This window comes from Pseudomonas sp. NBRC 111140, from assembly GCF_001320885.1.
Lineage (GTDB): Bacteria > Pseudomonadota > Gammaproteobacteria > Pseudomonadales > Pseudomonadaceae > Aquipseudomonas > Aquipseudomonas putida_P.
Genome location: NZ_BCBQ01000058.1, coordinates 1 through 26,493 on the forward strand (window position 1 = coordinate 1; position 26,493 = coordinate 26,493).

Annotated in this window: 24 protein-coding genes; 7 read left to right on the forward strand and 17 right to left on the reverse strand. The window is 63.5% G+C overall.

Annotated features, from left to right (window positions below; translation table 11 throughout):
* Positions 1–15 precede the first annotated feature (15 nt).
* From hflX to APH42_RS18315, 7 genes are all read right to left on the reverse strand, one after another.
* Positions 16–1,317, reverse strand: a complete 1,302-nt coding sequence (gene hflX / locus APH42_RS18285; RefSeq protein WP_012274456.1) for a ribosome rescue GTPase HflX — start codon at positions 1,315–1,317, stop codon at positions 16–18.
* A 12-nt stretch (positions 1,318–1,329) separates the two neighbouring features.
* A complete protein-coding gene (gene hfq / locus APH42_RS18290; protein ID WP_012274457.1) occupies positions 1,330–1,590 on the reverse strand; it encodes an RNA chaperone Hfq in 261 nt (86 codons plus the stop codon).
* A gap of 94 nt (positions 1,591–1,684) precedes the next feature.
* A complete protein-coding gene (gene miaA / locus APH42_RS18295; protein ID WP_012274458.1) occupies positions 1,685–2,656 on the reverse strand; it encodes a tRNA (adenosine(37)-N6)-dimethylallyltransferase MiaA in 972 nt (323 codons plus the stop codon).
* 1 nt (position 2,657) lies between these two features.
* The gene (gene mutL / locus APH42_RS18300; protein WP_060493948.1) at positions 2,658–4,556 is read right to left on the reverse strand and encodes a DNA mismatch repair endonuclease MutL; all 1,899 of its coding nucleotides are present in this window, start codon (positions 4,554–4,556) and stop codon (positions 2,658–2,660) included.
* Entirely contained in the window at positions 4,556–5,986 is a 1,431-nt protein-coding gene (locus APH42_RS18305; RefSeq protein ID WP_060493949.1) for an N-acetylmuramoyl-L-alanine amidase, read from the reverse strand. Before APH42_RS18305 ends, mutL begins: the two co-directional genes overlap by 1 nt.
* 11 nt (positions 5,987–5,997) lie before the next feature.
* Complete coding sequence (gene tsaE, locus APH42_RS18310) at positions 5,998–6,471, reverse strand: tRNA (adenosine(37)-N6)-threonylcarbamoyltransferase complex ATPase subunit type 1 TsaE (RefSeq protein WP_060493950.1); 474 nt, start codon at positions 6,469–6,471, stop codon at positions 5,998–6,000.
* On the reverse strand, positions 6,459–7,319 hold the full coding sequence (locus APH42_RS18315) for an NAD(P)H-hydrate dehydratase (protein WP_060493951.1): 861 nt from the start codon (positions 7,317–7,319) through the stop codon (positions 6,459–6,461). The genes tsaE and APH42_RS18315 overlap by 13 nt, the downstream gene beginning before the upstream one ends.
* Positions 7,320–7,384: 65 nt before the next feature.
* Between APH42_RS18315 and queG the strand changes: the two genes are divergently transcribed.
* A complete protein-coding gene (gene queG / locus APH42_RS18320; RefSeq protein ID WP_060493952.1) occupies positions 7,385–8,449 on the forward strand; it encodes a tRNA epoxyqueuosine(34) reductase QueG in 1,065 nt (354 codons plus the stop codon).
* Between the two features lie 25 nt (positions 8,450–8,474).
* Here queG and APH42_RS18325 read toward each other — a convergent pair whose 3' ends face one another.
* Positions 8,475–9,086 carry a trimeric intracellular cation channel family protein gene (locus APH42_RS18325; protein ID WP_012274464.1) on the reverse strand — a complete coding sequence of 204 codons (612 nt, stop codon included), beginning with the start codon at positions 9,084–9,086 and terminating at the stop codon, positions 8,475–8,477.
* A gap of 91 nt (positions 9,087–9,177) precedes the next feature.
* A complete protein-coding gene (gene orn / locus APH42_RS18330; protein WP_012274465.1) occupies positions 9,178–9,720 on the reverse strand; it encodes an oligoribonuclease in 543 nt (180 codons plus the stop codon).
* 152 nt (positions 9,721–9,872) lie between these two features.
* On the opposite strand from orn, the gene rsgA reads away from it, so the two are divergent.
* Both rsgA and APH42_RS18340 read left to right on the forward strand, forming a co-directional pair.
* Entirely contained in the window at positions 9,873–10,904 is a 1,032-nt protein-coding gene (rsgA, locus tag APH42_RS18335; RefSeq protein ID WP_012274466.1) for a small ribosomal subunit biogenesis GTPase RsgA, read from the forward strand.
* A 134-nt stretch (positions 10,905–11,038) separates the two neighbouring features.
* Complete coding sequence (locus APH42_RS18340) at positions 11,039–11,518, forward strand: hypothetical protein (RefSeq protein WP_012274467.1); 480 nt, start codon at positions 11,039–11,041, stop codon at positions 11,516–11,518.
* Between the two features lie 89 nt (positions 11,519–11,607).
* Here the strand turns inward: APH42_RS18340 and motB are convergent, their stop codons facing one another.
* Positions 11,608–12,660: a flagellar motor protein MotB gene (gene motB / locus APH42_RS18345; RefSeq protein WP_012274468.1), complete on the reverse strand. Its 1,053-nt coding sequence runs from the start codon at positions 12,658–12,660 to the stop codon at positions 11,608–11,610.
* A 3-nt stretch (positions 12,661–12,663) separates the two neighbouring features.
* Positions 12,664–13,515: a flagellar motor stator protein MotA gene (gene motA, locus APH42_RS18350; protein WP_012274469.1), complete on the reverse strand. Its 852-nt coding sequence runs from the start codon at positions 13,513–13,515 to the stop codon at positions 12,664–12,666.
* 130 nt (positions 13,516–13,645) lie between these two features.
* Here motA and APH42_RS18355 point away from each other — a divergent pair, with 130 nt between their 5' ends.
* Genes APH42_RS18355 through asd form a run of 3 tightly spaced genes read left to right on the forward strand, consistent with a single transcriptional unit; the run spans position 13,646 to position 16,908 of the window.
* Positions 13,646–15,181 carry an HDOD domain-containing protein gene (locus APH42_RS18355; RefSeq protein ID WP_060493953.1) on the forward strand — a complete coding sequence of 512 codons (1,536 nt, stop codon included), beginning with the start codon at positions 13,646–13,648 and terminating at the stop codon, positions 15,179–15,181.
* 44 nt (positions 15,182–15,225) lie between these two features.
* The gene (locus APH42_RS18360) at positions 15,226–16,035 is read left to right on the forward strand and encodes a rhodanese-like domain-containing protein (RefSeq protein ID WP_060493954.1); all 810 of its coding nucleotides are present in this window, start codon (positions 15,226–15,228) and stop codon (positions 16,033–16,035) included.
* Positions 16,036–16,044: 9 nt separating this feature from the next.
* Positions 16,045–16,908 (forward strand): archaetidylserine decarboxylase, encoded by an 864-nt coding sequence (gene asd, locus APH42_RS18365; RefSeq protein WP_060493955.1) that lies wholly within the window; start codon positions 16,045–16,047, stop codon positions 16,906–16,908.
* A 108-nt stretch (positions 16,909–17,016) separates the two neighbouring features.
* Here the strand turns inward: asd and serB are convergent, their stop codons facing one another.
* Positions 17,017–18,231 carry a phosphoserine phosphatase SerB gene (gene serB / locus APH42_RS18370; RefSeq protein WP_012274473.1) on the reverse strand — a complete coding sequence of 405 codons (1,215 nt, stop codon included), beginning with the start codon at positions 18,229–18,231 and terminating at the stop codon, positions 17,017–17,019.
* 134 nt (positions 18,232–18,365) lie between these two features.
* On the opposite strand from serB, the gene APH42_RS18375 reads away from it, so the two are divergent.
* Positions 18,366–19,826 (forward strand): AhpA/YtjB family protein, encoded by a 1,461-nt coding sequence (locus tag APH42_RS18375; RefSeq protein WP_041166607.1) that lies wholly within the window; start codon positions 18,366–18,368, stop codon positions 19,824–19,826.
* A 78-nt stretch (positions 19,827–19,904) separates the two neighbouring features.
* Here APH42_RS18375 and APH42_RS18380 read toward each other — a convergent pair whose 3' ends face one another.
* The 5 genes from APH42_RS18380 to parE all read right to left on the reverse strand — a co-directional run bounded on the left by APH42_RS18380 (position 19,905) and on the right by parE (position 26,459).
* The gene (locus APH42_RS18380; protein WP_041166608.1) at positions 19,905–20,615 is read right to left on the reverse strand and encodes a membrane integrity-associated transporter subunit PqiC; all 711 of its coding nucleotides are present in this window, start codon (positions 20,613–20,615) and stop codon (positions 19,905–19,907) included.
* 172 nt (positions 20,616–20,787) lie between these two features.
* The gene (gene parC, locus APH42_RS18385) at positions 20,788–23,046 is read right to left on the reverse strand and encodes a DNA topoisomerase IV subunit A (RefSeq protein WP_012274476.1); all 2,259 of its coding nucleotides are present in this window, start codon (positions 23,044–23,046) and stop codon (positions 20,788–20,790) included.
* A 10-nt stretch (positions 23,047–23,056) separates the two neighbouring features.
* Positions 23,057–23,575 (reverse strand): TIGR02281 family clan AA aspartic protease, encoded by a 519-nt coding sequence (locus APH42_RS18390; RefSeq protein WP_012274477.1) that lies wholly within the window; start codon positions 23,573–23,575, stop codon positions 23,057–23,059.
* Positions 23,572–24,558, reverse strand: coding sequence for an esterase-like activity of phytase family protein (locus tag APH42_RS18395; RefSeq protein WP_012274478.1), 987 nt, complete (start codon positions 24,556–24,558; stop codon positions 23,572–23,574). Before APH42_RS18395 ends, APH42_RS18390 begins: the two co-directional genes overlap by 4 nt.
* Entirely contained in the window at positions 24,555–26,459 is a 1,905-nt protein-coding gene (parE, locus tag APH42_RS18400) for a DNA topoisomerase IV subunit B (protein ID WP_060493956.1), read from the reverse strand. Before parE ends, APH42_RS18395 begins: the two co-directional genes overlap by 4 nt.
* Between the last annotated feature and the right edge of the window lie 34 nt (positions 26,460–26,493).

The following is a 26,493-nucleotide window of genomic DNA, read 5'->3' on the forward strand; positions in this document are numbered from 1 at the left end:
GACCTCGACGAGCATTTATTGCAAAGTGTGTTGCTCGACAAACACTTGCGGCTCCATGCCTTCGCGGCTGACCAGGCGATTCAGTTCGACCATGGGCAGTCGCACGCTCAGCAGGCTGCGCCCTTCTTCATCATGCTCTTCACTCTGCACGGCACCCAGGGCAAAGAATTGCGCGCGCAAGCGGGCAAAACGCTGCTCCAGGCACAGGGTACCGACAAACAGATCATCCCCCAGCAACTCGGCAACCGCCTGGCCAACCAGCTCCAGGCCACGCCCATCGCGTGCCGATACCCAGACCCGTTCCGGCTTGCCATCGGCATTGCGCTGGATCTGTGGCTCGACATCTTCGAGCAGGTCGAGTTTGTTATACACCTCGAGGATCGGCAAGCCTTCAGCGCCAATCTCGCCCAACACGGCCAGCACCTGCTCGATCTGCTCCATGCGCTCTGGCTCATGGGCGTCGATCACATGCAGCAACAGGTCGGAGTTGCTCGACTCTTCGAGCGTAGCCCGAAATGCCTCGACCAGCTTGTGCGGCAGGTGGCGAATGAAGCCCACGGTGTCGGCCAGCACGATTGGCCCCAGGTCATTGAGCTCGAGCCGGCGCAGGGTCGGGTCGAGGGTGGCGAACAGCTGGTCCGCAGCGTACACCTCGGACTCGGTCAGGGCGTTGAACAGTGTGGACTTGCCGGCGTTGGTGTAACCCACCAGCGACACGGACGGAATATCCGCACGCTTGCGCCCACGCCGCGCCTGCTCGCGCTGGCTGCGCACTTTCTCCAGGCGTGACTTGATCTGGCGTATGCGCACCCGCAACAGTCGGCGGTCGGTTTCGAGCTGCGTTTCACCCGGGCCGCGCAGGCCGATACCACCTTTCTGTCGCTCAAGGTGAGTCCAGCCGCGCACCAGCCGCGTGCTCATGTGCTCCAGCTGGGCCAGTTCGACCTGCAGCTTGCCTTCATGGGTACGCGCCCGTTGGGCGAAGATATCGAGGATCAGCCCGGTACGGTCGAGCACACGACACTCGAACACACGTTCAAGGTTGCGCTCCTGACTGGGCGTGAGGGTGTGATTGAAAATCACCAGGTCTACCTGCTCGGCATGGACCAGGTCGTGCAATTCCTCGACCTTGCCACTGCCAATCAGGTATTTGGCGGAAGGCTGATGCCTTGTCACCGTGACCAGCGAGACGATGTCGGCACCGGCCGACAATGCCAACTCCTGAAACTCCTGCGGGTCTTCGCGCGCCTCAGGGTTCTGACCTTCCAAGTGAACGAGCAACGCTCGCTCACCACCACCGTGGCGCTCAAAGAACAATGCAGGCTCCTATCAGGCGTTGCCTGGCTCGCTGTCGCCGTGCTCGCCATCGGTCGGGCTTGGCAGGCGGACCGGACGGGCCGGAACCACGGTCGAAATGGCGTGCTTGTAGACCATCTGGCTGACGGTGTTCTTCAGCAGAACCACGAACTGGTCGAACGATTCGATCGAACCCTGCAGCTTGATACCGTTGACCAGGTAGATGGATACCGGGACCTTTTCTTTTCTCAAGGTGTTCAAGTAAGGGTCTTGTAGCGAATGCCCTTTTGACATATGCCGCACTCCTGTAAGGATAAATAATAGAAAATCAATAAAATCGATAAATTAGGCCGCCCCTTCGCAAGAATAGACGGCAATCAGCAGGGACTCAGCTCAATATGGAGATGGCCCCAAGGTATTTCAAGGTGCGGGACAGATTGTCGCAGGCCAGGCTGTCAAGCCAGTGCACTTCAGGCCAGCCACGCAACCAGGTGAACTGCCGTTTGGCCAGCTGCCGAGTAGCAATGATACCGCGTTCACGCATCTCATTCTCAGTCAGCTTGCCGTCCAGGTAATCCCAGACTTGCCGATAACCCACTGCCCGTATAGACGGCAGCCCGGCGTGCAAGTCACTTCTGGCTCGCAGCGATCGGACCTCCTCAACGAAGCCCTGTTCCAGCATCTGCGAAAATCGTAACGCAATTCGCTGATGCAAAATGTGACGATCTGTAGGAGCAATCGCCAAACTGGCGACAGTATAGGGCAAATGTCCGCCAGCGCCTGCGTCTGCGCCGCGACTTTCCGCGAATTGACGTTGACGATGGGCCGTCATGCTCTCGCCGCTCACCCGGTATACCTCCAGCGCCCGGATCAGCCGCTGCGGGTCGTTGGGGTGGATGCGCGCCGCCGACACCGGGTCGACCTCGGCCAGTTGACGGTGCAACTCGGCCAGCCCCAAGGCTTCGGCCTGGGCTTCCAGCTCGGCGCGCACTGCGGCATCGGCCGCCGGCATGTCGGCCAGGCCATCGATCAACGCCTTGTAATAGAGCATGGTGCCGCCGACCAGCAACGGGATCTTGCCGCGCGCAGTGATCTCGGCCATGGCCTCCAAGGCATCGGCACGGAACTGTGCGGCCGAATAGCTCTCGGCCGGGTCACGAATGTCGATCAGCCGGTGCGGGTGGGCGGCGAGGATTTCTTTCGAGGGTTTGGCCGAGCCGATGTCCATGCCCCGGTAGACCAGTGCCGAATCGACGCTGATCAGTTCACAGGGCAGCACTTTGGTCAGCTCGATGGCCAGGTCGGTCTTGCCGGCCGCCGTCGGGCCCATCAGGAATATTGCAGGGGGCTTGCTGCTCATTTCATCGACCGCGCAGGAAGAGTTTGTCCAGGTCGTCCAGGCCCATCTGGGTCCAGGTGGGACGGCCATGGTTGCACTGGCCGCTGCGCTCGGTGTTTTCCATGTCGCGCAGCAGGGCGTTCATCTCGGGAATTGCCAGGCGCCGGTTGGCGCGCACGGCGCCATGGCAGGCCATGGTACCGAGCAGTTCGTTGAGGTGCGCCTGAATACGGTCGCTGGTGCCGTATTCCATCAAGTCGGCCAGCACGTCCTGCACCAGGCGGTTGGCCTCGGCCTGCTTGAGCAAGGCCGGGATCTGGCGAACCGCCAAGGTCTCGGGGCCCAGGCGTTGCAATTCGAAGCCCAGGCGCTGGAACCACTGAGCATGCTCTTCGGCACAGTCGGCCTCACGCTGGCTCAGGGCCAGGGTTTCCGGCACCAGCAGCGGCTGGCCACTGAGGCCCTCGCTGGCCATGGCCACCTTGAGCCGCTCGTACATGATCCGCTCATGGGCGGCGTGCATGTCCACCAGCACCAGGCCGACGGCATTCTCGGCCAGGATGTAGATACCCTTGAGCTGCGCCAGCGCGTAGCCAAGCGGGGGAATGTCACCTTGGCTTTCGGGCAAGGCCGTCGCAGCTGCGGCACCGTTGTCCAACGGCTTGTAGAACTCGCGATACACCGCCTGCGCCTCGGCGGCCGGCAGCGGCTGCGAAGGACGCGGGGTGTACTGGTACTGGTAACCGGCGCCACTGCCGCCATTGGAAAATGACTGTTGCGGGGCTCGCGGCTGTTCGAGCACCGGCGAGGCCAGGCGCATTTCACCCTGGGGGCCGAACTCACCAGCCTGCTGGCCAGTGGGGCGAGCCAGCTCGGGCACGGCGGCAGGCGCGGCCAGTTGGTCTTCCGGGCGAACATCAGCCAGGGCTCGGTGCAAAGTGCCATACAGGAAATCGTGCACCGAGCGCCCTTCGCGGAAGCGCACTTCATGCTTGGTCGGGTGCACGTTCACATCGACGCCGTTGGGCTCCAGCTCCAGGAACAGCACGAACGTGGGGTGACGACCATTGAACAACACATCGCGGTAGGCCTGGCGCACGGCGTGGGCGACCAGCTTGTCGCGCACCGCACGGCCATTGACGAAGAAGTACTGCAAGTCGGCCTGGCTGCGCGAGAACGTCGGCAGGCCAACCCAGCCCCACAGGCGCAGGCCGTTGCGCTCGACGTCGATCGGCAGCGCCTGCTCCATGAAACCAGGGCCGCAGATGGCACCCACCCGCCGTGCACGGGCGATTTCGTCGTGAGCCTCGTGCAGGCTGAGGATGCTCTTGCCGTTGTGGCGCAGGTGGAAGCCGACATCGAAACGCGCCAGCGCCAGCCGGCGGATCACTTCCTGCAGGTGGTCGAATTCGGTTTTTTCGGCCTTGAGGAACTTGCGCCGGGCCGGGGTATTGAAGAACAGGTCGCGCACTTCCACCGAGGTCCCGACCGGGTGCGCCGCTGGCTGCACCCGTGGGGTCATGTCGCGGCCTTCGGTTTCCACCTGCCAGGCCTCGCTGGCACTGGCAGTACGGGAGGTCATGGTCAAACGCGCCACCGAGCTGATCGAGGCCAGCGCCTCGCCACGGAAGCCCAGGCTCATGACGCCTTCCAGGTCCTCCAGCTCACGAATCTTGCTGGTGGCGTGACGCGCCAGGGCCAGCGGCAGGTCATCGGCAGAAATACCGCTGCCATCGTCCCGTACCTTCAGCAGCTTGACGCCGCCCTGCTCCACTTCCACATCGATGCGCCGGGCACCGGAGTCCAGGCTGTTTTCCAGCAATTCCTTGGCGACAGAAGCCGGCCGCTCGACAACCTCGCCGGCGGCAATCTGGTTGGCCAGCCGCGGGCTAAGCAGCTGAATGCGCGAACCGCCGCTCATTATTGCGCCGCCAGGGTCGTGGCGGGTACATCAAGGCGTTGGCCGACCTTCAGCTCATCGGTCTTGAGGCTGTTGGTGCTGCGCAGGCTGGCCACGCTGACCTGGTAGCGTACAGCCAGCATCGCCAGGGTTTCGCCAGGCCGGACGGTGTGCTCACGCGGCCCAGCCGCAATCTTGCCGGTGTCGCGCAGCCAGGCGATATAAGTGCCTGGCGGCGGGTTCTGCTGGAAGTACTGGCGTACACCGGTGTGGATCGAGCGGGCCAGGGCTTGCTGGTGGCTCGCAGTGGCCAGCTTGGCGGCTTCGTTGTTATTCGAAATGAACCCGGTTTCAACCAGGATCGACGGAATATCCGGCGACTTCAGCACCATGAAGCCGGCCTGTTCCACGCGCTGTTTGTGCAGCGAGGTGACACGCCCCATGTTGCCCAGCACTTTCTGCCCCACATTGAGGCTGGAGCTGAGCGTGGCGGTCATGGAGAGGTCGAGCAGCACCCCCGCGAGCATACGGTCCTTGTCGTCGAGGCTGACGTTACCCGCACCACCGATCAGGTCGGAGCGGTTTTCCGTGTCGGCCAGCCAGCGCGCAGTCTCGGAAGTGGCGCCGCGGTCGGACAGGGCAAATACCGAGGCGCCAAAGGCCGCACGCGACGGCGCGGCGTCGGCGTGGATCGAAATGAACAGGTCGGCGCCCTTCTTGCGGGCGATTTCCGTGCGTTTACGCAGTGGAATGAAGTAGTCGCCAGTGCGGGTCAGCTCCGCCCGGAAGCCGCGTTCGCTGTTGATCTGGCGCTGCAGTTCCTTGGCGATCTGCAGCACGATGTCTTTTTCATGCTGGCCACGCGAACCGGATGCACCGGGGTCTTCGCCACCGTGACCGGCATCGATGGCCACAACGATTTCACGCTTGCCGCTCGGCACCGGTGGCAGCTTGATGGCAGGCTGGGCCGGGCTTACCGGCACCGCAGGCGTGGTCGCAGGTGTTTGTACCGGGGTCGGGGCAGGAGGTGGCGCGCTGGCTGCAATGGCGTCGGCTTCCTGGTCGTACAGGTCGACCACCAGGCGATTGCCGTACTGGGCATTGGGCGCCAAGGTGAAGCTTTTTGGGGTAACCGACTTTTTCAGGTCGACCACCACGCGCAGGTCGGTCGGGGTACGTTGTGCCGAACGCACGCTGCTGATCGGCGTGTTGGAGGTGGCCACGTTCAATGGCGCGGCCAGGGTCGCACCATTGATGTCGATAACCAGACGATCCGGTGCGCTCAAGGTGAAGACGCTGTGCTGCACGGGGCCAGACAGGTCGAAGACCAGCCGCGTGTTGTCTGGCGCGCGCCACAGGCGCATGCTCTTGACTTGTGTGACGGCCAGAGCGTCAACGGTCACCGTTGTCAGCAGCAGCCCAACGATGGCGACCAGTGCGCGTATGCGCATACCTACCCCACTTACTGTTTATAGTGTTCGGCCAGTGCCACGCACCAGGCCTCGCCGCGAGCCCCCTGCGGCGAAAGGATCAGCGAGCGTCCGCCCGCTTGGGGGCTTATGGTAATGGTCAGGTCAGGCTTTGGCAAAACGCCCGCACCCTTTTGTGGCCACTCGAACAGGCACAGCGGGTCGCCCTCGAAATAATCACGAATACCCATGTACTCAAGCTCCTCCGGGTCGACCAAGCGATACAGGTCGAAGTGAAAGGCTCGGACCTCGCCGATTTCGTAGGGTTCGACCACGGTAAAGGTCGGGCTTTTCACTGCACCAGTATGGCCCAGGCCACGGATCAGCCCCCGGGAAAGCGTAGTCTTGCCCGCCCCCAGGTCGCCTTCAAGAAAGATCACGCCGCGACCACCGGTCACCTCGGCCATTTTTGCACCGAAGTCGACCGTGGCCGCTTCATCGGCCAGAAACAGATTTAAGCCAGACACGCAGAATGCTCCTCCAACAACTCACGAATGACCGGCGCCAGATCACTGGCCGCCAGGCCTCTACCTTTTACCCCCAGACGCTCGCCCGCACAGGCGTGCAGCCATGTTCCCAAGCAACCCGCGCTCCAGGCGTCCAGGCCTTGGGCCAACAGTGCCGCCAGCACGCCGGTCAGCACGTCTCCCAGCCCGGCGCCAGCCATCGCCGGGTGGCCGCGCTCGCATAGCGCCAGTTGCCCGGCCGGTGCGGCCACCAGGGTGCCGGCACCTTTGAGTACGCAGACGCTGTTGTAACGGCGCGCCAACTTGCGCGCAGCCCCTGGGCGGTCGGCCTGCACGGCCTCGGTGGAAATGCCCAGCAGCCGCGCCGCCTCCCCCGGGTGAGGGGTGAGGATACTGCCACTGGGCAAGGCCAGCGGGGTGCGCGCCAGCAAATTCAGGGCATCGGCATCCCACACCTGCGGCCGCTCGGCGTTGGCCACCGCCGACAACAGGCTGCGGCCCCACGCCGCCTGCCCGAGGCCCGGACCGACCACCAGCACCGAGGCGCGCTCCAGCACGCCCATCAGCTGGTTGGCCGAACTGGCGCCAAGGCTCATGACTTCGGGCAGGCGCGCCAGGCTGGCCGCTACATGCTCCGGCCGGGTTGCCACGCTGACCAGCCCGGCCCCGCAACGCAAGGCGGCTTCGGCACTGAGCAATACGGCGCCACCCGTGCCGAGGTCGCCACCGACCACCAGCACATGGCCAAAGTCACCTTTATGGGCAAGCGCGTGGCGTGCCGGCAGGTGCGCGACGGTCACGCTGCTGAGCAATTGAGGGGCATTGCTGGGGTGTTTGGTCTGCGGCATGGGGTCAAAGGCTCCAATGTCTGGCAGAATTATACGCACCTGAGCCCGTATTGCCTTGCCCATCCATGTCCGCCTCTACACCTGACCTCGCCCAACTGGCCCAATCGATCAAGATTTGGGGCCAGGAACTCGGTTTTGCCCATGTTGGCATCGCCGGGGTTGACCTTGGCGAACACGAACACCACCTGCAGCGCTGGCTCGACGCCGGCTACCAGGGCGAAATGGAATACCTGGGCGCCCACGGCAGCAAAAGGTCACACCCCGACCAGCTGATCCCCGGCACGGTACGCGTGGTCTCGCTGCGCATGGACTACCTGCCTGGCGACACACAAATGGCGCAGCGCCTGGCACAACCGGAAAAGGCCTACATTTCGCGCTATGCGCTGGGCCGGGACTACCACAAACTGGTGCGCAAGCGCGTGCAGTTCCTTGCCGATCGTATTCAGGAAGCCATCGGCCCGTTCGGGTACCGCGCCTTCGTCGACAGCGCCCCGGTGCTGGAAAAGGCCTTGGCCGAACAGGCCGGGTTGGGCTGGATCGGCAAGAACACGCTGTTGCTCAACCGCAAGGCGGGTAGCTATTTCTTCCTTGCCGAACTGTTTGTCGACCTGCCGTTGCCGGTGGACGAAGCCACCACCAGCGAGCACTGCGGGCGGTGCCAGGCCTGCCTGGACATCTGCCCGACCCAGGCGTTTGTCGGGGCATATGTGCTGGATGCACGGCGCTGCATCTCGTACCTGACCATCGAGCTGAGGGGCGCGATCCCTGTCGAGCTGCGCGCGAAGATGGGCAACCGGGTGTTCGGTTGCGACGACTGCCAGATCGTCTGCCCCTGGAACCGCTTCGCCAAGCACAGCCAGGAGCAGGATTTCCAACCACGGCACGGGCTGGAGAATGCCGAGTTGGCGGAAATGTTCCTGTGGGATGAACGCACCTTCCTGCGCAAGACCGAAGGTGGGCCGTTGCGGCGGGCGGGGTATGAACGGTTCTTGCGCAACCTGGCGGTGGGGTTGGGCAATGCGCCGTCCACGATTCCAGTGATAGAGGCACTGAAGGCGCGGCGTGAAGATGCATCTGAGCTGGTACGCGAGCACGTTGAATGGGCGCTGGCCCGACACGACATTCAGTAGCTGGGGCCGCGGCGCGGCCCAGAATTCACTGCTGGTCGTTGTAGTGGAACTTGGGCATTTCCCAGTGGAAGCGAATCGCCAACAGGCGCAGCAGGAAACCGCCAAACAAGGTCAGCAGCATCGCCTGCTCCGCCGGCACCTTGAAATACACGCAGCCCAGATAGAACCACGCCGCCGCGAACGACACGCTGGCATACAGTTCGCGACGGAACACCAGCGGGATGTCGTTGCAGAAGATATCCCGCAGGATGCCGCCAAACACCCCGGTGATCACCCCGCTGATGGACGCCACCAGCATGCCCTGCCCCATTTCCAGCGCCGTCATGCAGCCAATCAGGGTAAACGCCACCAGCCCCAGGGCATCGAGCACCAGAAACAGCGAGCGCAGGCGGCGCATCATCGGCGCAATGAAAATAGTCAGCAGCGCCGCAAAGCTGGTCAACACCAGGTACTCGGGGTGCTTCACCCAGGTCAGCGGGTAGTGCCCGAGCAGCACATCACGCACCGAGCCGCCCCCCAGGGCGGTGACGCAGGCAATCAGCACCACGCCGAACCAGTCCATGCCGCGACGCCCGGCAGACAGCGCGCCAGTCATGGCTTCGGCGGTGATGGCAACGAGATAGAGCATCAACAACATGGTGCGGGTCCGTGCAGGAAAGGCGCGCAGTCTAACCAGTTGCCCAAGGCACCAAAAGGGGGCGCAGACACAATATCTGCGCCGTTTCGGATCACAGCTTGATGAAGTGCTCGCGGTAGTGACGCAGTTCGGCGATCGACTCGCGAATATCGTCCAGCGCCAGGTGGGTATTGCCCTTCTTGAAGCTGTCACGCACATTCGGCGCCCAGCGCGCGGCCAGCTCCTTCAGAGTGGAAACATCCAGGTTGCGATAGTGGAAGTAGTTTTCCAGGTTGCGCATGTGACGGTAGAGGAAACGGCGGTCCTGGCAGATGCTGTTGCCGCAGATCGGCGACTTGCCTTTGGGTACCCACTGTTCAAGGAAGGCGATGGTCTGCGCCTCGGCTTCAGCCATGCTGACCTTGCTCTCGCGCACGCGCTGGGTCAGGCCCGAAGCGCCATGGGTGCGGGTGTTCCACTCATCCATACGCGCCAGCACGTCGTCACTGTGGTGGATGGCGATCACCGGCCCTTCGGCCAGGGTGTTCAGCTCGCTGTCGGTGACGATGGTTGCCATTTCGATGATGACGTCGCTGTCTGGATCCAGGCCGGTCATTTCCAGGTCGATCCAGATCAGGTTCTGTGGGTTTTGCATGCAGGGGCTCCTCGTATAGCCCGTCATAGTAGCCTAGTGGCCCAGGCACGCCCATTCACCGCTCAAAGGTTAGCGGAATAGTCCAGCGCCTGGCGTGCTAAACTGCCTGCCGTTTTCAATGCCCCACCCCGGGCCTTTCTCACGGTACCTTCATGGCCAAACGCCAGCTCAATCGCCGCCAGAACTGGCGGATCGAAAAAATCCAGGGCGAGCGCGCCGCTCGTGCAGCCAAACGCGAGCAGCATGCGCTGCAGGAACTGGAGGGAGGCGACCTGGGGCCGGAGCAACTGGGCCTGGTGATCGCGCACTTCGGCGTGCAGGTAGAAGTAGAAGCCCAGGACGGCGAAGGCGCAGGCCAGGTATTCCGCTGCCACCTGCGCGCCAACCTGCCGGCGCTGGTTACCGGCGACCGCGTCGTGTGGCGGGCGGGCAACCAGGGCATTGGCGTGATCGTGGCGCAGATGCCTCGCAGCACCGAGCTTTGCCGGCCGAACAACCACGGCCAGCTGAAACCGGTGGCGGCCAACGTCGACCTGATCGTGATTGTCTTTGCCCCGGCCCCGGAGCCACACCCGAACCTGATCGACCGCTACCTGGTAGCTGCCGAGCACGCCGGCCTGCGCCCGCTGCTGCTGCTGAACAAAGCCGACCTGATCAACGACGAGAACGGCCCCGGCCTGCATGCACTGCTGGAGGTCTACCGCGAACTGGGCTACCCGCTGCTGGAAGTATCGGCACACCAGGGTGACGGCATGCAGCGCCTGCAACAGCAACTCGACGGTCACATCAGCGTGTTCGTCGGCCAGTCGGGGGTGGGCAAGTCATCGCTGGTCAACAGCCTGCTGCCAGACGCTGGCACTCGCGTCGGCGACCTGTCGGAATGGTCGGGCCAAGGCACTCACACCACCACCACGGCGCGGCTGTACCACTTCCCGAACGGCGGCGACCTGATCGACTCGCCGGGTATTCGTGAGTTCGGCCTTGGCCACGTCAGCCGCGACGACGTGGAAGATGGCTTCATCGAGTTCCGTGACCTGTTCGGTACATGCCGTTTCCGCGACTGCAAGCATGACCGAGAACCGGGCTGTGCGTTGCTCAAGGCCCTGGACGAGGGGCGTATCAAGCCGCAGCGCATGAACAGCTACCGCTCGATCATCGCCAGCCTCACAGAAGACAGCTACTGACTGGGCGGCGGGCCAGAGCAATCTGTAGGATTTATTACCGAGCCGTGTAGGACGGCTCTGGTTTCGCCGTCATCTATTGCCCACACGTCCGCTTTCCCTGATGGTCATGGCTTCTATCAGGGAGGGTAACCGCCATGCCGGTTCTTATCAGCTACCGCCACGAAGTGCGGCTCGACGCCTTTATTCTCAACGAGCGCCTGCTGCTCGAAGGCATCCCCACCCAAGTGGTGCAGTTGGACTGCGACGGGCAAACCCATGACGACCTGTATGGCAGTTTCTGCCAGCAGATGAACGATGCCACCCACTGGATCGGAGTATTGCCGACCGATACCAACGACGCCTGGTGGACCGCCTGGCTGCTGGGGGCGGCAGCGATTACCTGCCGGCGAGTGAGTTTCTTCCGCAAAGGTTCAGGCGCACTGCCGGTTTGCCTGAGCAAATGGCCGGCCATGCGCGAACGTACGCATATCGACCTGTTCGTGCGGGCTTATCATGACGAACGCATGTTCGAGCGAGCCATGACACTGCCGCCGGGGCGCGGCTCTTGCACTGACAGGGATAATGCAGCCTTCTTTCATGCTGATCTCAAGGCCAAGATCAGGCGGGGGTTCTGACGGAGATGCAGCCGCAAACACCGGCTACGCCGGTGATCGCGAACCCCCTGAATGTTGAGCAAGACAGTTGTGCCCGCGAAATGCCGGGCTTACTGGTCCTTGGCCTCATCCATCTTCAACGTACCATCCTCGAAGATGTTCAGTTTCTGGCGCAGTTCGCGCGGCTGCATCGGTGCCTGTTCGGCCTCGCCCCCCGTCCCCGATGCAGCTGGCGCGGCCGGTGCCGAAGCCCCTGGCGCAGCGTCATTGGCTGGCGGTGCGGCAGGCGGGGCGGCCGGTGCCTCCGGCGCTCCCTGCTCACCCTCGATGTTGCGCTGGGCCTTCTTGGTCAGCACGATGATGTCGATGCGGCGGTTGACCGGGTTGAACGGGTCCTTGCGGTCAAACAGCGACGACGAGGCGTAGCCCACCACCCGCGCCACCTGGCCGTCCGGATAACCACCGGCTACCAGCGCACGACGTGCGGCGTTGGCGCGGTTGGCCGACAGCTCCCAGTTACCGAACTCGCCAGTGCCGGCATACGGCTTGGCATCGGTGTGGCCGCTGATGCTGATCTTGTTCGGCACCGCCTTGATGGTGTCGGCCATGGCCAGCAGGATGTCTTCGAAGTACGGCTGCAGGCGCGCACTGCCAATGTCGAACATCGGCCGGTTCTCGGCGTCCATGATCTGGATACGCAGGCCGTCCTGGGTGATCTCGAACAGAATCTGGTCCTTGAACTTCTGCAACTGCGGGTTCTCTTCCACCTTGTTCTGCAGTTCTTGCAGCAGCAGTTCCAGGCGCTCACGCTCCACCTGCTCGGCCATGGTCTCGACCTGGTCCTTGCTCAGTTGGGTGGTGGACTCTTGCGTCGGTTCGGCCTTCACTTCCGGGTTGATGGTCTTTTCCGGTGCCAGCTCAGGCGAGCCGCCCAGGTCGATGACGTAGGGCGTGCCGCTTTCCGAAAAGCCGATCGGGTCTTTGAAGTAGCCGGCAATAGCGATCTTCTGTTCTGGCGTGGCCGTGGACATCAGCCACAGCACCAGGAAGAACGCCATCATCGCCGTGGCGAAGTCGGCGAAGGCGATTTTCCAGGCGCCGCCGTGGTGGCCGCCGCCAAAGCGCTTGACGCGCTTGACGATAATGGGCTGGTTGTTTTCCATGACTCAGCGACCGCGAACCGCTTGTTCCAGTTCGGCGAAGCTTGGGCGGTGCTTGGGGTACAGCACCTTGCGCCCGAACTCGACCGCCAACGAAGGCGGCATGCCCGAGGCAGAGGCCACCAGCGAAGCCTTGATCGATTCGTACAAGTTCAGCTCTTCCTTGGCGTCGTGCTCCAGGCACTTGGCCAACGGGCCGAAGAAGCCGTAGGCCGCCAGAATACCGAAGAAGGTACCGACCAGCGCCGCACCCACGTGCATGCCGATGGCCGCCTGATCACCTTCGCCCAGCGAGGCCATGGTCACCACGATACCCAGTACCGCCGCGACGATGCCGAAGCCCGGCATGCCGTCGGCGATGCCGGTCACCGCGTGCGACGGGTGCTCCAGCTCTTCTTTCATGCTCAGCAGTTCCATGTCGAACAGGCCCTCGAGCTCGTGCGGGGCCATGTTGCCGGTGGACATGATGCGCAGGTAGTCGCAGACGAACGCAGTCATGCGTTCATCGGCCAGTACCGTCGGGTACTTGGCGAAAATCGGGCTGGCGGCGGCGTCCTCGATGTCGGCCTCGATGGCCATCATGCCTTCGCGACGGCTCTTGTTGAGGATCTCGTACACCAGGCCCAACACCTCCAGATAGAAGGCATGGCTGAAGCGCGAGCCGAACATTTTCATCGACTTCTTGATGACGTGCATGGTCATGTGGCCAGGGTTGGCCTGCAGGAACGCACCAAAGGCCGCACCGCCAATGATCAGTACTTCGAACGGCTGGATCAGCGCTGCGATTTTGCCGTGGGAGAGCACGTAGCCGCCGAGCACGCTCGCGAATACGACGATGATGCCGATAATTTTAGCCATAGGTTCAAAGCACTTGCTGTCGTGGTCAGGGGAAGAGACGGGAGCTTTAAAACTCTTCTTCTACTTATCGGCAGAACTGCGCCAGACTATAGCCACTCATTGCGAAAAGCCAGTTCGGACTGATGTCAAAATGCCAATTGAAACCAAGGTGCCCGCTCAGGCCCCGCGTACGTTAGAGGCCTGGGTAAAGCTGCTCGAGAGTGTTCGCATCCCCGTGCCGAAGCACAGCTACGACCGGGTCATGGCCGCCATAAACGATAGCCGCCGCTCGCTGCGCGATATCGCCGAACTGATGCAGGACAGCCCGGCACTGGTGCTGTCGGTGATGCGCGAAGCCAATCACCCCACCAATGCCAGCCTGGCCGAGCCCGCCGAAAGCCTGGAAGTCGCACTCAACCGCCTGGGCCTGGAGCGCAGCGAACAGCTGCTCAGACGCCTGCCAGCGTTGCCTGTGGAAGAAATCCCGCCGGTACTGTGCCAGTTCCAGATGATCAGCCAGCACGCCGCACAGCAGGCCAGTGGTCTGTTCGCCAGCCGCCTGGCACGGCTCTGGCAGGAAATTCACTGGGGCAGCCTGCTGTTCCTTTCGCCACTGTGGCCGCTGGCGCTGGCCTACCCCAAGTTGCTCGATACCTGGGAGTTGCGGGTAATCCACAAGGGGGAGGACGCAGCAGGGGTGGAGGAAGAACTGTTTGGCGTGCGCATCATGGCACTGTGCCAGACCATGGCCGAGTACTGGCGCCTGCCACAATGGGTCACCCAGGGTTACCGCCTGCTGCTGGAAGAACGCGATCAACTGGCCCAGGTGCTGAACATCGCCCGCGACGAAGACCTGCTCAGCCAGCAGCACCGCCTGGACGCCGAGCCCGGCCTGCGGCGCTGGTTCAACCAGCCGGCCAATACCGTGTTGCTGGCCAACAACCTGGCCCTGGCAGCACAGGTCGGCTGGGACAACCCACACTTGCTGCGCTGGCAACTGCTGACTGCGTTGTACCTGCAGACCTCGCTGGAAGACGTGCAGCAGCAGGTGCACCAGCAGGCCGCTGCCAGCGCCCGCCGCCACGCCCGACATGCCTTGTTCCATCCGGCAGAAGCGTTGATCTGGCCGTGGCACCAACGCCGCCCGCACCCGGACATGCTGGCCCCGCCACCGCCCAGCAGCGACGACCTGGCACGCTGGCGCACACTGTGCCAGGACCTGCTGGCCCAACCCAGCCCGTTCACCAACACCGTGCACCTGGCCACCCAGGCCCGCGAGGCCCTGCTGGCCTGCGGCATGCAACGCATCATGCTGTTCAGCCTGGACAAGGCCAGTGACTACCTGCGCGTACAGCAGATTGCCGGCCTGCCCAAGGAAGCCGGGGCTTTGGCCCTGCAGGTGTCGCAGAACAAGCTGCTGCAAAAGCTGATGAGCCAGGCTGGGCAACTGCGCATAACCCCGGAAAACCACAGCCAGTTTTCGGCCCTGCTGCCCGCCCCGCTGCGTGCCTTGTTCCGCAGCGAGCATGTACTGCTGCGTTCATTGGCGGTGAACGACCAGGTGCTGATGCTGCTGGTGGCCGACCAGGGCTGTCGGCCCTTGGCCGATATCAGCGTGCAAGCTGTCGGCAAGACCGCGCAATGCATCGAGCGCGCCCTGTCGGTGTTTGCCAACCGCAAGGGCTGAGCCTTGCGCTACAATCGCCCCTCTTTCCACACTGGAGACCGTGGATGACTGACTTTTCCGGCCTGCCCCTGGTGATCGAAGCTGCAGACCTGCTGCCACGCCTGGATTCGCCGCAGCTGATCCTGGTCGACCTGAGCAGCGCCAACCGCTATGTCAGCGGGCATATCCCCGGCGCACGCTTTGTCGAAGGCAAGCGCACCCAGCTTGGCCAGCCGCCCGCGCCCGGCCTGCTGCCGGCCCTGGGCGAACTGGAAAAACTGTTCAGCGAACTCGGCCATCGCGACGACGCCGTGTATGTGGTGTACGACGATGAAGGCGGCGGCTGGGCGGGGCGTTTCATCTGGCTGCTCGATGTGATCGGGCACAAGGGCTACCACTACCTCAATGGCGGTATCCAGGCCTGGCCGGCAGATACGCTGTCCACTGAAGTGCCCGCCAGCGGCAACGCCCCGGTACGCCTGCGTATCGACAGCGCCCCCACGGCCACGCGCGAGTACCTGCAAAGCCGCCTGGGCGCCGATGACCTGGTCATCTGGGACGCGCGCGGCCCGCAGGAATTCAGTGGCGAGAAAGTGCTGGCAGCCAAGGGCGGCCACATCCCCGGTGCGATCAACTTCGAGTGGACCGCCGGCATGGACCTCAACGACCACCTGCGCATTCGCCAGGACATCGCCGACGTCCTGCTGGAGCTGGGCATCACACCGGACAAGGAAGTGATCACCCATTGCCAGACCCACCGCCGCTCCGGCTTCACTTATCTGGTGGCCAAGGCCCTCGGCTACCCACGCGTCAAGGCTTACGCCGGCTCGTGGAGCGAATGGGGCAACCACCCGGACACGCCTGTAGAAGTTTAAGGAACCTGCATGAAATCCCGTTTGTTCATCATCAGCCAGTACCTGCTGCCGCACCACCTGCTGTCGCGACTGGCCGGCTGCGTCGCCGAGTGCCGCGCACGCTGGTTCAAAAATGCCTTCACTGCCTGGTTCGCCAAGCGCTATCAGGTCAACATGAGCGAAGCGCTGGTCGAAGACCTGAGCGCGTACGAGCATTTCAACGCGTTCTTCACCCGCGCCCTGAAGCCAGGCGCCCGCCCGCTGGACGAAACCCCGGGCGCCATCCTGTGCCCGGCCGACGGTGCTGTCAGCCAGCTCGGCCCGATCGAGCACGGCCGCATCTTCCAGGCCAAAGGCCACGGTTTCAGCGCGCAAGAGCTGCTGGGCGGTGACCCGGCCATGGCCGCGCCGTTCATGGGCGGCGAGTTCGCCACCATTTACCTGTCGCCCAAGGACTACCACCGCGTGCACATGCCGCTGGCCGGCACCCTGCGTGAAATGGTCTATGTGCCGGGCCGCCTGTTCTCGGTCAACCAGACCACCGCAGAGAACGTTCCCGAGCTGTTCGCTCGCAACGAGCGTGTGGTCTGCCTGTTCGATACCGAACGTGGGCCAATGGCTGTGGTGCTGGTTGGCGCGATGATCGTTGCCTCGATCGAAACCGTATGGGCCGGGCTGGTCACGCCGCCAAAGCGTGAGCTGAAAACCTTCCGTTACGACGAAGCCAGCCGCGCGCCGATCCATCTGGAAAAGGGCGCCGAGCTGGGCCGCTTCAAGCTGGGCTCGACCGCCATCGTGCTGTTCGGGCCGGAGCAGGTGAAGTGGGCTGAAAGCCTGGGTGCTGGTTCTGCAGTGCGCATGGGGCAACTGCTGGCAGAGCCTGTACAGGCTTGATTGCGGTTTTTGCTTTGAAGTGGCGGGCGCGGTTTATTTAGCGCCTGTGAGATCGAGCGCCACCCGCGCGGCGCTCGATCTCACAGGCACTGAAGATACAACGACAAACTAGCCGCGCGCGTCGCGGTCGCGTAGGCCCAGCAGGTACAGCACGCCATCCAACCCCAGGGTAGAAATAGCCTGCTTGGCCGATTGGCGCACCAGCGGCTTGGCACGGAACGCGACACCCAGCCCAGCCAGCGACAGCATCGGCAGGTCGTTGGCACCATCCCCCACGGCAATGGTCTGCTCCAGCTGCAAGCCTTCTTCGTTGGCCAGCTTTTGCAACAGCTCGGCTTTGCGCTGGGCGTCGACGATCGGCTCTACCGCCACCCCGGTCACCTTGCCATCGACCACTTCCAGCTCGTTGGCGAACACATAGTCGATACCCAGGCGTGCCTGCACCTGGCGGGCGAAGTAGGTAAAGCCACCGGACAGGATCGCAGTCTTGTAACCCAGGCGCTTGAGCTCGGCGAACAGGTTTTCGGCACCCTCGGTCAGGCGCAGCGAGGCACCGATTTCGTCCAGCACCCCCACATCCAGGCCCTTGAGCAGCGCCATGCGCTCCTTGAAACTGGCGCGGAAATCCAGCTCCCCGCGCATGGCACGCTCGGTGATCGCCGCGACCTGCTCGCCCACACCGGCCGCCTTGGCCAGCTCGTCGATGACTTCAGCCTCAATCAGCGTGGAATCCATGTCGAACACGGCCAGGCGGCGGTTGCGGCGGAACAGGTCGTCTTTCTGGAAGGCGATGTCGATGCTCAGCGCTTCAGCCAAGGCAAAGAAATCGGCACGCAGGGCCTGGGCATCGCTCGGTACGCCGCGCACGGAAATCTCGACGGCTGCCTTGCCCTTGTCGGTTTCGGCATCCAGCGCCACACGGGCCGACAGGCGCTCGATGCGCTCGATGGTCAGGCCGTACTGGCTGATCACCGCACTCACCCGCTGCAACTGCTCGGGGGTGATCTTGCGGCTGAGCAGCGTAACGATGTGGCGCGCTTCGCCATGGCCATCGGCCCAGTGCTGGTAATCCGCCTCGGAAATCGGGGTGTAGCGGGCCTGCAGGTTCAGCTCGTGGGCCTTGGCCTGCACGCTTTGCAGCAGGGCAGTCGCCACTTCGTTGTCCGGGATATCGACCAGGATGCCAAACGACAAGGTGCCGTGCATGACCGCCAGGCCGATGTCGAGGATACTCACACCGCCCTGCAGCAGGACGCCGGTGATAGCCGCAGTGAGACCGGGACGGTCCTCACCGGTGATGTTGATCAGGACGATTTCGCGCACAACCTGGCTCCGACTTCGATGAAAAATGCGCATTCTACCGATTTTCCATGACCATCGGGCGCCAACGATACTTTGCCGACAAAACCCGGCTCGCTATACTCCCCCCACTTTCATGCCATTAAGAGCCGAGCTCAGTGAACCGGCCAACGCCAGTCAAACCAGATAACTTCTTCCTGATGATCTATCGTGCCCTGAGTCAACGTCGCGTGCCGCTGGCACTGCGCATCGCCTGCACCAACATCTTCCTGGTGGCGCTGGCGCTGGTGATCTACGCCTGCGTGATGGGCCTGCAGTTCAAGCAGGCCATGCATGAGCAGGCCGATGCCCTGGGGCAGAGCCTGACCACCCAGACTGCCACGTCGGCAACCGAGCTGCTGGTGTCGAACGACATCCTCAGCCTCAATGTGCTGCTCGGCAACCTGGTGAAAAACCCGCTGGTGGCCCATGCGGCGATCTACAGCGTGGACAACCGTATCCTCGCCGAAGCTGGCCAGCGCCCGCGCAACAGCCTGTTGGGCGAAGCCGAAGGCCTGTACCAGACCAAGATCACCTTCCAGGACGTGACAGCCGGGCAGTTGCGCATCAGCCTGGACATGAGCCAGTTCCAGCAGCCGATGTTGATCAGCCTGCAGAGCATGGGCATTCTGGCCGCGATTCTGCTGGCCCTGGCCTTGGCCCTGAGCTTGCGTCAAGGCCGCTACATCACCCTGCCGCTGCTGCAACTGCGGGTATGGCTGCGCGACCCACAGCCCTATACCCCGGCCACCGACCGCCAGGACGAGATTGGCGACATCGCCCGCCAGCTGCATGCACGCCTGGCTCCACCGCCGCCGCCAGAACCAGAGCTCGAGGAAGACGACGACGAGTCGTTTGACGACCTGCACGAAGCTGCCCCCCCCGCCAAGGCCGCGCCGCGCGCCAAGGTTGTCGCCGTGGAAGACGAGCATGACGACGAAGCCTTCGCCGGCCTGCTGGACGACGACCCTGCGCCCAAAGCCGCCGCGCTGGTCGAGTCCGATGAGCCGCAGTACAGCGCCGTACTGGCCGTGCAGCTGGGCTCGCAGGAGCAACTGCGCCGCCTGCCACGCACACGCCTGACCGAGCTGACCGAGCGCTACCGCGACTGCCTGGAGCACGCGGCCTCACTCTACGACGGCGAAACCCACACGCTCGACGATGGCAGCACCCTGGTGCTGTTCCACAGCCGCGAGTGTGGCGAAGACTATCTGACCAACGCCATTTGTTGCGGCGAGCTGTTGCGCGCCCTGGGCCATGCTCTGCAGATCGAAGTGGCCGACAGCGGCATCACCTTGCAGCTGCAACTGGGCTTGGTGCTGGGCAACGACCTGCATGGGCTGGAACTGGTTGATCTGCTGATGGCCGAGAAGGTTCAGGATGCTTTGGCACTGTCGCAGCACAGCCGCAACCTGTTGTTGGTGGAGCGGCAGATCAGCGATGACGCGCTGATTCGTCAGCGCGCCCGCATTCGTCCGATTGCCAGCCCAGAAGGCGCCTGCTGCGTAGAGCGCCTGATGGAGCCCTACCCGTCGATGCTGGAACGGCAGCTGGCGCGGATGCACGAGCGCAGGGCCTGACAGCTATGGAAGCGGCCTCTCTGTAGAGGCAAAAAAAAGCCCGCATGATCGCGGGCTTTTTCGTACCTGGCAGTTCGATCAGAACCGATAAACTTCCATATCGGTACGAATCGGGGAGGCCATCGGGATCTTGGATTTCTCCGGTGCCTTCTTCACCTGTACCGGCGCAGCGGGCTTTTTAGGCGACTCTTCGGCAATCGCCGGCTGGTTGGCCAGCGGCTTCAGCGCTGTGCTCAGCTGTTCGGCCAGCTTCTGCAGCAGTTGGCCCTGAGCCTGAACCTGCGACGATTCGCTGCCCTCGTGCGGCTGTTCGAGGTGAACGATACGGTTGTCACGCACATGGCCACGGCGGTCGAGCAGACGCCACTGGGCATCCAGTATGGCCGGCTGATCCTTGCCCGAGTCCAGGCGAGTGATCGACAACAACACCTGCACGTCCGGGCTGAAGCCCGTGGTCGCCGGTGCCAGCACAACGCGTTGGCTGTCCAGACGCCAGGCCAGTTGGCGCACCAGCAGTTGGTCGATATCCGACGAAAGGCTGCCAGCCCAACGGCCGTCGGTCGCCGCACTCAGGCTGCCATCGGCTTGACGCTGCAGAAAGGTTTCACGCTGCAGGTAATCGGCCACCGATACCGGGCCGAGCACCACGGCCATGCCCGCACTCTGCGAAGGCTGGCCAGGATCACCACTGTCGAGCTGGTACAGGGCAACCGGCTGATGCATGGTGCACCCGCCAAGGCCCAGCAGGCCAGTCATCAACAGCGCAAATGGAAGGCGCAGAAATTTCATCATCCCATCCAGGCGGCCGCCACAAGGCACACCGCAGTGATACATGTAGATTCAAACGGGCACACGACTACGTCGGCACCGCAAGGGCCATATCATCCGCGAAATAACCGTCCGACTCCAGCATTTCTGCCCGGAACGGCGCTGAAATTGCCGTTCCAGACATTTCTGGCCGTTACGCCGGCACTTCCACCTGCAACCCATCGACGCGCTGGAACCCGCGTGGCAGCTTGCTGCCGCGCCGCCCACGCTCGCCCTTGTAATGCTCCAGATCGTCCCCTTTCAAAGACAGGGTACGCTTGCCGGCCTGCAATACAAGGGTTGCACCTTCAGGAATCACGGCCAGATCGGTGACAAATTCTTCACGGCTGGCCACCCGGTCGCCGGGCACGCCAATGATCTTGTTGCCCTTGCCTTTACCCAGCTGTGGCAGGTCGCTGACCTTGAACACCAACAGGCGACCTTCGGTGGTCACCGCCGCCAGCCAGTCCTGCTCGCGGTCCGCCACCGGGCGTGGGGTCATGACCTTGGCGCCGTTGGGCAGGCTGAGCAAACCTTTGCCGGCCTTGTTCTTGGCCTGCAGGTCTTCACCTTTGACCACGAAGCCGTAGCCGGCATCCGAAGCCACCACGTACAGCGCATCGTCATCAGGCAGCAGTACGCATTCGAAAGTGGCCCCCGGTGGCGGTGTCAGGCGGCCTGTCAGCGGCTCGCCCTGGCCACGCGCCGATGGCAGGCTGTGGGCGGGCAGCGAGTAGCTGCGCCCGGTGGAATCGATCAGCACGGCAAACTGGTTGGAGCGCCCGGCCGCAGCGGCCTTGAAGCCGTCGCCAGCCTTGTAGGAAAGGCCGGTGGCGTCGATGTCATGGCCCTTGGCGCAGCGCACCCAGCCCTTCTCGGAGAGCACCACGGTGACCGGCTCGGTCGGCATCAGCTCGTTTTCCGACAGGGCCTTGGCTTCGGCGCGCTCGACAATTGGCGAACGGCGATCGTCGCCATAGGTTTCGGCATCCTTGATCAGCTCGCTGCGCACCAACTTGCGCAGTTTGGCCTCGCTGCCCAGCAGGGCCTGCAGCTTGGCTTGCTCCTTCAGCAACTCGTCCTGTTCGCCGCGGATCTTCATTTCTTCCAGGCGCGCCAACTGCCGCAGGCGGGTCTCGAGGATGTAGTCGGCCTGGATTTCGGTGAGTTCGAAGCGGGCGATCAACGCCTGCTTGGGGTGCTCCTCGGTACGGATGATGTGGATCACTTCATCCAGGTTGAGGAACGCGGTGAGCAAACCGTCCAACAGGTGCAAGCGCTTCTCGACCTTATCCAGACGGTGCTGCAAGCGGCGACGAACGGTATTGGTACGGAACTCCAGCCACTCCACCAGGATGGTTCGCAGGTTTTTCAACTGCGGCCGGCCGTCGAGGCCGATGATATTCACGTTGACCCGGTAGGTGCTCTCCAGGTCGGTGGTGGCAAACAGGTGCTGCATCAGCTCGTCGGCATCCACGCGATTGGACCGAGGGATGATGACGATACGGCACGGGTTTTCGTGGTCCGACTCGTCGCGCAGGTCGGCGACCATCGGCAGCTTCTTGGCCTGCATCTGTGCGGCGATCTGCTCCAGCACCTTGGCCCCGGAGACCTGGTGCGGCAGCGCGGTGACAACGACGTCGCCATCCTCGACACGGTACACGGCGCGCATGCGGATCGAGCCACGGCCACTTTCGTACATTTTGAGGATTTCGGCCCGTGGCGTGACGATTTCGGCCTCGGTCGGGTAATCCGGCCCCTGGATATGCTCGCACAGCTGCTCGATGGTGGCCTTGGGCTCGTCGAGCAGGCGCACGCACGCGCTGGCTACTTCACGCAGGTTGTGCGGCGGCACGTCGGTGGCCATGCCCACGGCGATACCGGTGGTGCCATTGAGCAGGATATTGGGCAGGCGCGCCGGTAACACGGCCGGCTCCTGCAAGGTGCCGTCGAAGTTCGGCACCCAGTCCACGGTGCCCTGGCCGACTTCGCTAAGCAGCACTTCGGCGTAGCGCGACAACCGCGCTTCGGTGTAACGCATGGCGGCGAACGACTTCGGATCGTCCGGCGCACCCCAGTTGCCCTGGCCATCGACCAGGGTATAGCGGTAGCTGAACGGCTGCGCCATCAGCACCATGGCCTCGTAGCAGGCCGAGTCGCCGTGGGGATGGAACTTGCCGAGCACGTCACCGACGGTACGCGCCGACTTCTTGTGCTTGGAATCGGCATCGAGCCCCAACTCGCTCATGGCGTAGACGATGCGTCGCTGCACCGGCTTCAGGCCGTCGCCGATGTGCGGCAAGGCGCGGTCCATGATCACGTACATGGAGTAGTTGAGGTAGGCCTGTTCGGTGAAGTCAGCCAGCGAGCGGCGTTCGACACCGTCCAGGCTGAGTTCCAGTGAGTCGCTCATGCGGGCCTCGTCATTTCAGGTTCTGGCGCAACAGCATGGTGCCGCCGCGCTGGGTAAATTCAAGTTGCTGCAGGGCACTCATGCCCAGCAATACGGTGGGCCCGTCCAGGCCCGGTACCACGATGGCGCGTACGTCCTGCAGGCGGATATCGCCCAATTGCAGGCTGGCCAGACGCGTGCGGTAACCCTCGGTACGGCCGTTGGCAGTGCTGAGCAGCACCGGGCTGCCGCGTTCGAGGTTCAACTCGCGGGCCAGCGCTTCAGGGATCGCCACGTCGGTGGCACCGGTGTCGAGCATGAAGTGCACCACCTGGCCGTTGATCGCACCGTCGAGCACGAAGTGCCCTTGGCCGTTGCCCAACAGGCGCACTTCGATAAAACCTTCGCCATGCTCGGACTGCACCTGGCTATTGGGGTTGCGCTGGCTGTCTTCCCATTGGCCGAAAAAGCGCGTGGCAAGGAACAGCGCCGCCGCCCAAGCGACGACCATCAGCACCCTGCCCGCGCGCTTGCCCGGCGCCTGGCTCATGGCTTGGCGCTCCAGCCGCCTTGCGGCGCATCAAAACGCCAGACGATCGGGCGGGTTTCGCCATCGGCGCGGGCGCCGTTGTTGTTGTCCAGGCCGATCCAGGCACCCTTGGCATCGATCACCAGTGCTTCGGCAAGGCCAAACGGCTGCGAATAGCGGCGTGATTCCACCAGCGCATCGGCAGCGAACGACCAGCAACGCTCGACCTTGCCACTGTCGGCATCCCGCCGGCACACCCGGTAGGCGTTACGTTCGAGGGTAAACAGCTTGCCCTCGTACCAGGCCAGGTCGGCGAAATCGCGCGACAAGGCCCGGGCATCGGGCATTTGCGCCGGCTGCATCTCGACCCCGGCCTCGCTCAGCAGCACGCAACTACGCCCGCAGGTCCATACCGATTGCTGGCGCTCGATAGCCACCAGGCCGCGGCGTTCACGCTCGGCGGCCAGCCACAGACGGTCCCCCGCCGGGTTGATCGCCAAGCCTTCGAACAGGGCATTGAAGTTCAGCAACATGCCACTGGCCCGGGCCTGACGCACCATGGCCGGGTCGATCTTCAACCAGTCCGGCTCGCCTTGCAGCGGCAATTGCAGCACCGCGGCATGGGCTTCACTGACCAGGTACAGGTTACCCGCCTGGTCACAGGTGATGCCTTCGAAATCCAGCTCGCCACCGCGAATGTACGACGCTGCCCAGTTGCGCGACTTCAGCCCCCACGGCAGGCCGCTTTCCGGCGGCGTTGGCGGGGTGAAGGTAAGCGGTTGTGCGCGCCAGGTGGTGTTCTGCTGGTCGAAGCGGTAAATGCGGTCGTCGTCGCGATCGGAAACACCCCACAGCCCGCCCCGACATTGCGCCAGGCCAGACAGGTTGCCACCGCGCATGCCATCGATCGGGTGCTCGCCACTGAGCTTCAGCTCTGGCCAGTTGCCCGCCAGGCAAGGCAGGGCAACCAGCGCAAGGCAAACGGCAAGTACTTGCCGAATCAAACCATGACCTCGGCCAGGTTGCCTTTGGTTTCCAGCCAACTCTTGCGGTCACCGGCGCGCTTCTTGGCCAACAGCTTGTCCATCAGCTCGCAGGTGGCCTCCACGTCATCCAGGGTCAACTGCACCAGGCGCCGGGTGTTCGGGTCCATGGTGGTTTCGCGCAGCTGTGGCGGGTTCATCTCGCCCAGGCCCTTGAAGCGGGTGACCTGCGGCTTGCCGCGCTTCTTCTCGGCCACCAGGCGGTCGAGAATGCCGTCACGCTCGGCTTCGTCGAGGGCGTAGTAGATTTCCTTGCCAAGGTCGATGCGGTACAGCGGCGGCATGGCCACGTACACATGCCCGGCCTCGACCAGCGCACGGAAGTGCTGGACGAACAGCGCGCACAGCAGCGTGGCGATGTGCAGCCCGTCGGAGTCGGCGTCGGCGAGGATGCAGATCTTGCCGTAGCGCAGCTGCGCAAGGTCGGTGGCACCCGGATCTACGCCGATGGCCACGGCAATGTTATGCACTTCCTGGCTGGCCAGGACTTCGCCACCGTCCACTTCCCAGGTGTTGAGGATCTTGCCGCGCAGCGGCAGGATGGCCTGGAACTCCTTGTCCCGCGCCTGCTTGGCCGAGCCACCTGCCGAGTCACCCTCAACCAGGAACAGTTCGGCACGCATCGGGTCCTGGCCGGCGCAATCGGCCAGCTTGCCAGGCAGTGCGGGGCCCTGGGTGATGCGCTTGCGTTCGACCTTTTTACTGGCCTTGAGGCGGCGCCCGGCGTTGCTGATGGCCAGCTCTGCCAGTTGCATGCCCAGCTCGGGGTGGGCGTTGAGCCAAAGGCTGAAGGCGTCCTTGACCACGCCGGAAACGAACGCGGCCGCCTCGCGCGATGACAGGCGCTCTTTGGTCTGCCCAGAGAACTGCGGCTCCTGCATTTTCATCGAGAGCACGAAGGAAATGCGCTCCCAGATGTCCTCTGGCGCAAGCTTCACGCCACGCGGCAGCAAATTGCGGAACTCGCAGAACTCACGCATGGCATCCAGCAGGCCCTGACGCAAGCCGTTGACATGGGTGCCGCCCTGAGCGGTGGGGATCAGGTTGACGTAGCTTTCCTGGATGCTGTCGCCACCTTCTGGCAACCACAGCAACGCCCAGTCCACGGCTTCCTTGTTGCCAGCCAGGCTGCCGCAGAACGGCTCGTCGGGCAGACGCTGGAATTCGCTGACCGAATCGACCAGGTAAGAACGCAGGCCATCTTCATAATGCCACTCGACTTTCTCGCCGCTGGCCTTGTCCTCGAAGGTGACCAGCAGGCCCGGGCACAGTACTGCCTTGGCCTTGAGCACGTGCTTGAGGCGGCTGATGGAAAACTTGGCCGAGTCGAAGTACTTGGGGTCGGGGCTGAAGTACACGCTGGTGCCGGTGTTGCGCTTGCCGACCGAGCCGACCACTTCCAGCTCGCTGGCCTTGAAGCCGTCGGCGAACGTCATCTGGTATTCGTTGCCGTCACGTTTGACACGCACGCGCACCTGGGTCGACAGGGCGTTGACCACCGAAATGCCCACACCATGCAGGCCGCCAGAAAACTGGTAGTTCTTGTTGGAGAACTTGCCGCCAGCGTGCAGCTTGGTGAGGATCAGCTCGACCCCGGACACGCCCTCTTCCGGGTGGATGTCCACCGGCATGCCACGGCCGTCGTCGCTGACTTCCAGCGAGTGGTCGGCATGCAGGATGACCTGCACCGAACGCGCGTGGCCGGCCAGGGCTTCGTCGACACTGTTGTCGATGACTTCCTGGGCCAGGTGGTTGGGGCGGCTGGTATCGGTGTACATGCCCGGCCGCTTGCGGACCGGGTCAAGGCCCGAGAGGACTTCGATGGCGTCTGCGTTATAGGCGCTAGCGCTGGGATTGGCCATAGGGTCTCGTCGTCAGTCTGGTGAGTGCAAAAAG